The 1,540-nt window shown below is 63.2% G+C and carries 2 protein-coding genes; both read left to right on the forward strand.

Features of this window, described 5'->3' with window-relative positions; all coding sequences use genetic code 11:
• Positions 1–194 precede the first annotated feature (194 nt).
• Positions 195–803: a CDP-alcohol phosphatidyltransferase family protein gene (locus ACWD3D_RS36890; protein WP_328722856.1), complete on the forward strand. Its 609-nt coding sequence runs from the start codon at positions 195–197 to the stop codon at positions 801–803.
• A 110-nt stretch (positions 804–913) separates the two neighbouring features.
• Positions 914–1,540: nucleotidyltransferase family protein (locus tag ACWD3D_RS36895; RefSeq protein WP_451464997.1), on the forward strand; the 627-nt coding region annotated here is incomplete at its 3' end.

The raw sequence follows: 1,540 nt of genomic DNA on the forward strand, positions 1-1,540 counted from the left end.
GGTACTGCAGGGGGGACCCTGTGGGAGAGTAGGACGCCGCCGAACAATTTTTCCGGGAGACCCCCGTGCCTTTGGGCACGGGGGTTTTCTGCGTTCGAGAGCATTTTCCTGACCCCTGCTGCACCCGCGTGCGGTGGCTGACGGTAGGGTCAGGGGGCATCATTGGCACATTTCTTCACACAGGAGGCCCCCGGGTGGAGGTCCAGGAGACTCGGGTTCAGACGGACCGGGTCCTCACCATCCCCAACATCCTCAGCATGGCTCGCCTTGTCGGGGTTCCGCTTTTCCTGTGGCTGATCCTTCGCCCCGTGTTCGGCGGCCCGCAGAGCGACGGCTGGGCGCTGTTGGTACTCGCGCTGAGCGGCATCAGCGACTACCTCGACGGCAAGCTCGCCCGCCGCTGGAATCAGATCAGCAGCCTCGGGCGGCTCCTGGACCCGGCCGCGGACCGGCTCTATATCCTTTCCACTCTCGTCGGGCTCACCTGGCGCGAGATCCTGCCGCTCTGGCTCACGGCCGCGCTGGTGGCCCGGGAGTTGATGCTCCTGGTGATGGTCGGCATCCTCCGCCGGCACGGTTATCCGCCGCCCCAGGTGAACTTCCTCGGGAAAGCTGCAACGTTCAACCTGATGTACGCCTTCCCCTTGTTGCTGCTCAGCGACGGAAGTGGTTGGCTTGAAACGTTGGCCGCAGTTTTCGGATGGGCGTTCGCCGGGTGGGGTACAACTCTGTATTGGTGGGCAGGACTCCTCTACGTGGTTCAAGTCCGCCGGCTGGTCAAGGCGGACGCAACAGCCGATTGAGCTCGTTGAAGCGGTGCCGTGCAGTGTGGCCGGACCGCGGCAGATGCCTCTTGATGCCGCCCGACGGGCGAAGTCGGCTTAATCGTCGTCTCTAGGAGGACGTTTCCGACATGAAGGCCGTCGTGATGGCTGGCGGCGAGGGCACACGCCTTCGCCCGATGACCTCAAGCATGCCCAAGCCGCTTCTTCCTGTGGCCAACCGGCCGATCATGGAGCATGTGCTCCGACTCCTGAAGCGGCACGGGCTCAATGAGACCGTGGTGACCGTCCAGTTCCTGGCCTCCCTCGTCAAGAACTATTTCGGGGACGGGGAAGAGCTCGGAATGGAGCTCACCTACGCCAACGAGGAGAAGCCACTCGGCACCGCGGGAAGCGTGAAGAACGCCGAGGAAGCGCTGAAGGACGACACCTTCCTCGTTATTTCCGGCGACGCACTGACCGATTTCGACCTCACCGATCTCATCGCCTTCCACAAAGCGAAGGGCGGACTGGTCACCGTCTGCCTGACCCGGGTTCCCAATCCACTGGAATTCGGGATCACGATCGTGGACGAGGAAGGCCAGGTCGAGCGGTTCCTGGAGAAGCCCACGTGGGGTCAGGTGTTCTCGGACACCGTCAACACGGGTATCTACGTCATGGAGCCCGAGGTTTTCGACTACGTACAGGCCGACACCTCCGTGGACTGGTCCGGCGACGTCTTCCCCCAGCTCATGAAGGAGGGCAAGCCGATCTACGGC

The sequence above is a fragment of the Streptomyces sp. NPDC002690 genome, from assembly GCF_053592415.1.